This is a genomic window from Mesorhizobium sp. M0571, assembly GCF_040320985.1.
In the GTDB taxonomy this organism is placed as follows: domain Bacteria; phylum Pseudomonadota; class Alphaproteobacteria; order Rhizobiales; family Rhizobiaceae; genus Mesorhizobium.
In genome coordinates this window covers 339,037-346,981 of the sequence record NZ_JAMYQT010000004.1, presented here as the reverse complement: position 1 = coordinate 346,981, position 7,945 = coordinate 339,037, and the positions used below count along the sequence as shown (strand labels likewise).

The window sequence follows — 7,945 nt, the reverse complement described above, 5'->3', positions numbered from 1 at the left end:
CGATGGGTGTGTCCCCCCCCCTCCCCCGCACTTGGGGGGGGCCTGCCCGCCGCGGTGGGGGGGGGGGGGGGGCGGCGGCCGGCGCCCGGAGAGGGGGTTTTCGTCGAGTGCTCCCCCTCTCCGTCTCGGCTTCGCCGAGCCACCTCTCCCCACTTTCGTGGGGGCGAGGAACCCAAGCTGGAACGAAGCCGCGAAGCCTCGCCGTCCCGCTACGCCTTCAACCCACTCACCGCCTGCTGATAAACATCAGGCTTGAAGCCGACGAGAATCCTATCGCCAAGCTCCAGCACCGGCCGCTTTATCATCGTTGGTTTGGCCAGCATCAGCGCCTTGGCTTTCTTTTCATCCAGACCCAGCCTGTACTCGTCCGACAATTCGCGGAATGTCGTGCTCGCCTTGTTGAGCAGGATTTCCCAGCCGATCTTGCTTGACCAGCCGTTCAGCCGATCCGCATCCAGCCCTTCGACCCTGTAGTCATGAAAGCGATAGGCAACATCATGGCTCGCCAGCCAGGAACGCGCCTTCTTGACCGTATCGCAATTGGTAATGCCGTACATGGTGATCGTCAAAACGGATCCTCGGATCGGTCGAATCTAGCGGCACCCTAAAACCGCGCCTCTCACTTTTCCAGCGGCCTCGCCGGGCATCCGTGATTTTCGCGCTTGCCAATAGTAAGGAATTTCCCTAAGTGATTCCCGAGTTAACTTTGGCCATGCGGAATGGCCGACGCAAGGAAATGACCATGACGAGCCTGCAGACCGAAAGCCCCCCGCCGATCGACGGCATTTTCCGGGCGCTCGCCGATCCGACCCGGCGGCGCGTAGTCGAGCGGCTGAACCGAAGCCCCGCCTCGGTCAGCGAGCTTGCCCAGCCGTTCGAAATGGCCCTGCCATCCTTTATCGAGCATCTCAGGGTTCTGGAAGGCTGCGGGCTGGTGCGTTCGGAGAAGGCCGGCCGCGTCAGGACCTACCGGCTCGCGCCAGAGCCGCTGAAGCTCGCGGAAAACTGGCTGGCGGAGCAGCGTGCGCTGTGGGAGCGCCGCCTAGATCAGTTCGACGACTACGTCCTGAAACTCAAGGAGAAAGACAAATGAATATGGTCCCGCTGTTCCAGCTAAATCCGAAGCTCGACCTCGTGCTCGAACGGACGATCGAGGCGCCGCCAGAACTGCTGTGGACGGCCCTGACGAAGCCCGAGCATGTCCGCCAATGGTTCACGCCGAAGCCGTGGATCATCACCGATTGCGAAATCGACCTGCGGCCCGGCGGTCTGTTCCGGACCCGCATGCAGTCGCCGGACGGCAAGGAGGTCAACGACCGCCGTTGCTGCTACCTCGAGATCGTCCCGAACGAGCGGCTGGTTTGGACCGACGCGCTGCTGCCCGGCTACCGGCCGTCAGGCGACCCCTTCATCACGGCGGTCATCTCGCTGCAATCGGAGGGCAAGGTGACGCGCTACACGGCGACCGCCATCCACCGCGACGAAGCCACGCGCAACAGCCACGAGGAGATGGGCTTCTACGACGGCTGGGGCACGGTGGCGGATCAGCTGGCGGGCTACGTCAAGACGATCTGAGGAGGTCCTGCTTCGCGCTCACATTGCGGCCACGGAATCGTCGTGGCCGTTCAGCTGCCAGCGTCCCAGCCGAACAGAAATGATGCGAGCGCTGGTGCTGGAGCACCAACGCTCGCAACCACATTTCGGTTGGTAGCTTGCCGGATATCGAAGGTTCAGGCGCCGTAGCCGATGATGCCCTTGATCTCGAGGAAATCGTGGATCGCCCAGTCGGCATATTCGCGGCCGTTGCCGGACTGCTTGTAGCCGCCGAAAGGCGCGAACGTGTCCCATTCGGGATAGTTGATCGACACCTGTCCGGCGCGCAGCCGGCCGGCAATCTTCCGGGCATGGTCGATATCCCGGGACTGCACGTAGGCTGCCAGCCCGTAGACGGTGTCGTTGGCGATCTTCACCGCATCATCATCGTCGTCATAGGAGATGACCGACAGCACCGGACCGAAGATCTCCTCCTTTTCGATCGTCATGCCGGGCGTCACGTGGCCGAAGACGGTCGGCCTGACATAGTAGCCACGATTGAGGTGCTCCGGCCTGCCCGGGCCGCCGGTGACCAGCGTAGCGCCCTCGGCGATGCCGGCCTCGATCAGCCGCTGGATCTTGTCGAACTGGATGTTGCTGACCACCGGCCCGAGCCTGGTCTCTTCCGAGCGCGGGTCGCCGACCTTGTGCGCTTCAGCGGCCTTTTTGGCAATGGTCAGCGCCTCGTCGTGACGGGCGGCCGGCACCAGCATGCGCGTCGGCGCGTCGCAGGACTGGCCGCTATTGCCGAAGCAGGCGTTGACGCCCTGGAGCACGGCCGCTTCGAAATCGGCGTCGGGGAGCAGGATGTTGGCTGACTTGCCGCCGAGCTCCTGCGCAACGCGCTTGACAGTCTCGGCCGCCGTCTTGGCGACGATGATGCCGGCCCGGGTCGAACCGGTGAACGAGACCATGTCGACATCGGGATGGCCGGCCATGACCTGGCCGACATCGGGACCGGTGCCGTTGACCATGTTGTAAACGCCCTTCGGCGTGCCGGCAGCCTCCATAACCTCTGAAAAGATGATGCCGCTGATAGGCGCGATCTCGGATGGCTTCAGCACGACGGTACAGCCGGCAGCGATCGCCGGCGCCACCTTGCAGACGATCTGGTTGAGCGGCCAGTTCCATGGTGTGATCAGCGCGCAAACGCCGACCGGTTCCTTGACCACCATGGTGCCGCGGCGCTTCTCACTGAATTCGTAATCCTCCAGCGCCTTGATGGTGGCTTCCATATGCGCCCTGCCCGCCCAGGCCTGCGCCTCGCGCGCCCAGCTGATCGGCGCGCCCATTTCCTGGCTGACCGCCTGGGCGATATCCTCGTAGCCCTCATTATAGACTTCGAGGATGCGCTTCAGCAGCGTCAGGCGCTCGGCCTTGCTGGTCTGCGAGAACGCTGGGAATGCCGCCTTGGCCGCCGCCACGGCCTTGTCGACATCGGCTTTCGAACCGACCGAGATTTTCGTGTAGGCCTCTTCGGTGGACGGATCGACCACGTCCAGTGTTGCCGCCACCACGGGACCGACCCACTTGCCGTCGATGAAGAAGTTGAGATGATTGCTCACGGGCCGTGCTCCGGTTTTCTGGAAGTTTGAAAGTCAGACTAGCTGGGCAGCATAGGGCAGTTGGCGCCACGACGCAGGCTGATATGCGCCACGTCGCCGACGCTGAATGGAAAACCCTCCGCCCGGCGCGGCGCGTCGATCACCACCTGTGTCCCCTGCCCCAGCTCTGCATGCAGGCGCAAGGTGCGGCCGTGGAAGACGATGCTGCTCACCCGCACCGGTGCAGTGCCGGCCGCGGCCTCGGTCTCCGCCAAAAGATCCTCCGGACGCACGCCGATGGTGCGCACCGCGCCTTCGCCAGGCAACTCGCCTGTTTCCGAAAGGGCCTCCAGCGGCAGGGCGCCGGCGGTGAACCGCAAGCGCTCGCCATCACGGCCGACAAAGCGCGATTGCAGAAGGTTCATGGTACCGATGAAGCTGGCAACGAATTTGGTGGCGGGTCGATCGTAAAGAGTCGCCGGCGGCGCAATCTGCTCGATGCGGCCCTTGTTCATGACGACGATGCGGTCTGAGATCGACAGCGCTTCGGTCTGGTCGTGGGTGACCATGATAAAAGTGGTGCCGAGCTGCGACTGCAGCCGCTTCAATTCGACTTGCATCTGTTCGCGCAGATGCGCGTCGAGCGCCGACAGCGGCTCGTCGAGCAGCAGCACGCGCGGTTCGCAGACGATGGCGCGGGCAAGCGCGACGCGCTGGCGCTGGCCGCCCGACAATTCCGACACGCGGGCGCCGAGCTTGTCAGCAAGGCCGACCATGTCGAGCGCTTCGCCGACGCGCTTTGCCTGTTCTGCCCTGGAAAGCTTGCGCAGCGACAGGCCGAAGCCGACATTTTCGGCGACGTTCATGTGCGGGAACAGCGCGTAATCCTGGAATACGGTGTTGACGGGACGGTCGAAAGGCCTGAGTGCCGTGATATCGCCGCCTTCGAGCAGAACCCTGCCACTCGACGGGCTTTCGAAGCCGGCGATGACCCGCAGGCTGGTGGTCTTGCCGCAGCCGGACGGCCCGAGCAAGGTCAGGAACTCGCCGCGGGCAATGTCGAGATCGACAGACTCGAGCCCGACGATGCCGCCGAGGAATATCTTGGAGACCTTGTCCAGCCGGACGAGAGGATCAGGCGCCATCGCGAACCTCGGACGGCTTGGTCGTGTTGACCCACAGGATCTGGCAGCGCTCGCTGCCCGGATTGCGGAAGGCGTGCAGCAAGGTGCTCTTGAAGGCGAAGCTGTCGCCGGCCTTCAGCCCATAGGTGGTTGAATCGACCACGAGCTCGACCTCGCCCGACAGGACGAAACCGAATTCGTGGCCGGCATGAGCATAGGCTTCGGCGGTGCCGCCACCGGCTTCCACCGTCACCAACATGCCGGTGAGCGTGGCGGCCGGCGGCGACAGCAGTGCCTTGGCAATGCCTTCCGACTTGACCGGGATCTGCCGCCGGCTGTTGGCGCGCACGCAATAGAGATCGTTGCCGGCATCGTTACCGTCGGCAATCAGCGCCGACGGCTCGATGTCGAGCGCGGCGGCGAGCGGCCAGATCACTCGTACCCGCAATGACGACATGCCGCGCTCGATCTGGCTCAGCGCACCGATCGAGACGCCGGCTTTGGCGGCAAGTTCGGCCAGCGAGAGATTGCGCTCCAGCCTGAGCGCCCGCACCCGCCGGCCGACCCTGACGTCGGCGTCGTCCTTCGGCTTCTCAGCCGCTTCGTCCAGCATGTCCATCCGTTCGACCTCGTTACAGTATTTTTGGCCGGCGCCGCGCGGTCTTCCCTTCTCCCCTTGTGGGAGAAGGTGGCCGAGCGAAGCTCGGTCGGATGAGGGGTGTTCCAGAAAACAACAACGCCTCATTCCTTCCAACACCCCTCAACCGTCTTGGCGCTGCGCGCCAATCCACCTTCTCCCACAAGGGGAGAAGGGAAGACCAGGTTCAGCCGCCCGCCTTGACCTTCTCGAACATCTTGGCGAGTTCGTCATTCTGTTTCATCGGCCCGGTGAAGACGGTGGTCTTCAGCATCACTTCCGGGTCGGACGGCAGCTGCAGTTTCTCCAGCTCCTCCTTCGGCACGGCGGCGAAAGCCGAGCTGGTCGAGCTGCCATAGCCGTAGGCCTGGATCAGGTATTTGCCCGAGTCCGTTTCCAGCCGGCTGTTGATGAAATCATAGGCAAGATCGACGTTCTTGGCGTCCTTGAGCATGACGAAGCCGCAAGCCCAGGTCAGCATGCCTTCCTTGGGCTTCATGAACTCGACAGGCACGCCCTGCTTCTTCAGCGAGGTGGCCGAGGCGTTCCAGGTCATGGCGGCGACCAACTGCCCACTCGCCAGCGCCTGTTCGACCGAGGTCATGTCGGTGGTGTAGTTCGAGAGCAGCGGGCGCTGCTCGCGCAGTTTTTCCGCAACCTTGTCCATCTGCTCCGCCGTCATGTCGAACGGATTGACGCCGGCAAGAAGGGCCGCCACCACCGGTGTATCGTGCACGGCATCGATGGTCGCCATGCGGCCGGCATATTGCTTGTCCCAAAGCAGGTTCCAGCTGGCTTCCGGATTTTTCACCAGATCGGCGCGATAGAGGATCGAGGTGTTGCCCCAGTCCCACGGCACCATCCAGACCTTGCCGTCGCCAGCCTGCAGGTCGGGCAGGTTCTTGAAGACGGGGAAGATCGAATCCCAGTTCTTGATGCGCTTGGTGTCGATCGGCTGCGGCAGGCCTTCCTTGTTCCAGCGCGCCACCTTGTCGTAGCAGGGATGCGCGACATCGGGGCGGAAGCCAGCCTTGACCTTGGTGAAGGCATCATCGTCGTCGCCGAACATCGAGGCTTCCACACCATCAGGGTGCGCGGCGAGGAAGCTCTTGTTGAAGTCGGGCAGTTCGTAGCCCGACCAGGTGAAATATTGCAGCTTGTCGCCGGCAAATGCGGCGGTCGACGCAAGCGCCAGCGCGAAGGCGGCCAGTCCGGTTTGCGCTGTCTTTGCAGTCATCGATTTCAGGTCGAATGCCATTGCAGTTCTCCTCTTTCGGTTTCTTCTGGTTTTGACAGGTTAGCAGGGGCTGGCCGCTGAGCGGCAGCAAGCCCGCGATGGCGCAGGATTTCGGCAAGTGCGGCGATGACGAAGGACACGGCCAGGATTGCCGTGCCCAGCGCCATGACGGTCGGCAGCGATTTCGGGAAGCGCAGCTGGCTCCAGATATAGAGCGGCAGCGTCGGCTCGCTCCCGGCGAGGAAGAAGGCGACGATGAACTCGTCGAACGAGGTCAGGAAGGCCAGCATGAATGCTGAAACGATGGCGGGCAGGCTGAGCGGCAGCATCACCCGCCTGAATGTCGTCCAGTCGGAGGCGCCGAGGTCGAGTGCTGCCTCGCGGATGGTCTTCGGGATGGCGGCGAAGCGGCTGCGCATGATCACCACCGTCGTCGGCAGCGCGACCAATATGTGACCAAGCACGATGGCAATGCGTGACGGCCCGAAGCCAATGAGGTTGACCAGGATCAGCAGCGAGATGCCGACGATAACACCGGGGATCAGGATCGGCAGCCGGGCAATGGCACTGATCGTGGCGGCCAGCGGCGAGCGGCCATAGAGATCCATGTAGGACACGGTGATGCCGCACAGCGTTGCGCCGGTGGCGGCAACTGCGCCAATGACGAGGCTGGTGGCAAGCGCGCCGGACAGCGCCGAATTGCCGTAAAGCGTGCCGTACCATTCAAGCGTGAAGCCTTGCAGCGGAAATGCCGCCTGGATCGAATTGTTGAAAGAAAACAGCGGGATCAGCAATATCGGCAGATACAGGAACACCAGATAGGCAAGGACATAGGCGCCGAGCCAGCCGCCGCCCTGCTTTGCATCGATACGCGCCGTGTTCATGTGCGGCTGCCGTATCTGCGGTCGGCGAAGCGCACGACCAGCACCAAGGCGAGGATGACCAGCATGACGGCGACGGCGAGTGCCGCGCCGAACGGCCAGTCATTGGCTTTGCCGAACTCGGCCTGGATCAGCGTACCGATCATCGTGCTTGCCGGGCCGCCGACCAGCGCCGGCGTCACGTAGTCGCCGACCGTCGGCACGAAGACGACGAGGGCAGCCGCCAGCACGCCCGGCATCGAGTTAGGCAGCACGACGCGGCGGAAGCTGGTGAACGGCCTGGCGCCGAGATCGGAAGCGGCTTCGAGCAGCGATTTCGGGATCGTCTCCAGTGCCACGTAGATAGGCAGGATGGCGAACGGCGCATAGGCGTGGGCAAGCGTGACGACGACCGCTGCCGGCGTGTTGAGGAAGGCCAATGTCGGCTCCGACCAGATGCCGCTTTCGATCAGCGCCGAGTTCAGTACGCCATTATAAGCCAGCACGATCTTCCAAGCGAAGACACGCAGGAGATAGCTGGTCCAGAACGGCAGGGTCAGCAGAAACAACAGCAGCCCGCGCCGCCGCCCGGCATGGAAGGCAAGGTAGTAGGCGACGGGATAGGCTGTGACGACCGTTGCCAGCGTCACCAGGCCGGCAATGCACAGCGAGCGCAGCGTCACCGTCCAGTACAGCGGATCGGTGGCCACAGTGACGAAATTCGCAAGGGTGAAACCAGCGCCGAGCAGCGAGCCGTCATTGCCGCGAAAGGCGAGGAAGAACACCAGGCCAAGGGCGAAAAGGATCAGCAGAAAGGTGACCAGCCCGCCGGGCAGCAGCATGGCGAAACGGAACCCCGGCGAAGATCGGGTTTCCGGCAGAGGCTGCGTTACGGCGATGGTCGACATCGACTGCCCACGGAATTTGAAATCGACTAAGCCTTTTTCATA

General features: G+C 63.3%; 9 protein-coding genes. 2 read left to right on the top strand and 7 right to left on the bottom strand.

Annotated elements, in window-relative coordinates; genetic code table 11:
• Positions 1 to 209: 209 nt before the first annotated feature.
• The gene (locus NKI85_RS08050; protein WP_352776522.1) at positions 210 to 569 is read right to left on the bottom strand and encodes an ArsC family reductase; all 360 of its coding nucleotides are present in this window, start codon (positions 567 to 569) and stop codon (positions 210 to 212) included.
• 173 nt (positions 570 to 742) lie between these two features.
• Between NKI85_RS08050 and NKI85_RS08045 the strand changes: the two genes are divergently transcribed.
• Together NKI85_RS08045 and NKI85_RS08040 are read left to right on the top strand one after the other, a co-directional pair.
• Positions 743 to 1,093, top strand: a complete 351-nt coding sequence (locus NKI85_RS08045) for an ArsR/SmtB family transcription factor (protein ID WP_352527666.1) — start codon at positions 743 to 745, stop codon at positions 1,091 to 1,093.
• Positions 1,090 to 1,575, top strand: a complete 486-nt coding sequence (locus NKI85_RS08040) for an SRPBCC family protein (RefSeq protein ID WP_502896022.1) — start codon at positions 1,090 to 1,092, stop codon at positions 1,573 to 1,575. Before NKI85_RS08045 ends, NKI85_RS08040 begins: the two co-directional genes overlap by 4 nt.
• A 155-nt stretch (positions 1,576 to 1,730) precedes the next feature.
• Here the strand turns inward: NKI85_RS08040 and NKI85_RS08035 are convergent, their stop codons facing one another.
• From NKI85_RS08035 to NKI85_RS08010, 6 genes are all read right to left on the bottom strand, one after another.
• Positions 1,731 to 3,158 carry an aldehyde dehydrogenase family protein gene (locus NKI85_RS08035; protein WP_352776521.1) on the bottom strand — a complete coding sequence of 476 codons (1,428 nt, stop codon included), beginning with the start codon at positions 3,156 to 3,158 and terminating at the stop codon, positions 1,731 to 1,733.
• A 38-nt stretch (positions 3,159 to 3,196) separates the two neighbouring features.
• Entirely contained in the window at positions 3,197 to 4,282 is a 1,086-nt protein-coding gene (locus NKI85_RS08030) for an ABC transporter ATP-binding protein (RefSeq protein ID WP_352776520.1), read from the bottom strand.
• Complete coding sequence (locus tag NKI85_RS08025; RefSeq protein ID WP_352527672.1) at positions 4,272 to 4,880, bottom strand: cupin domain-containing protein; 609 nt, start codon at positions 4,878 to 4,880, stop codon at positions 4,272 to 4,274. Before NKI85_RS08025 ends, NKI85_RS08030 begins: the two co-directional genes overlap by 11 nt.
• A 205-nt stretch (positions 4,881 to 5,085) precedes the next feature.
• Positions 5,086 to 6,156: an ABC transporter substrate-binding protein gene (locus tag NKI85_RS08020; RefSeq protein WP_352776519.1), complete on the bottom strand. Its 1,071-nt coding sequence runs from the start codon at positions 6,154 to 6,156 to the stop codon at positions 5,086 to 5,088.
• Entirely contained in the window at positions 6,141 to 7,019 is an 879-nt protein-coding gene (locus tag NKI85_RS08015) for an ABC transporter permease (protein ID WP_352527676.1), read from the bottom strand. The genes NKI85_RS08020 and NKI85_RS08015 overlap by 16 nt, the downstream gene beginning before the upstream one ends.
• Positions 7,016 to 7,903: an ABC transporter permease gene (locus tag NKI85_RS08010; RefSeq protein ID WP_352527678.1), complete on the bottom strand. Its 888-nt coding sequence runs from the start codon at positions 7,901 to 7,903 to the stop codon at positions 7,016 to 7,018. The genes NKI85_RS08015 and NKI85_RS08010 overlap by 4 nt, the downstream gene beginning before the upstream one ends.
• Positions 7,904 to 7,945 lie beyond the last annotated feature (42 nt).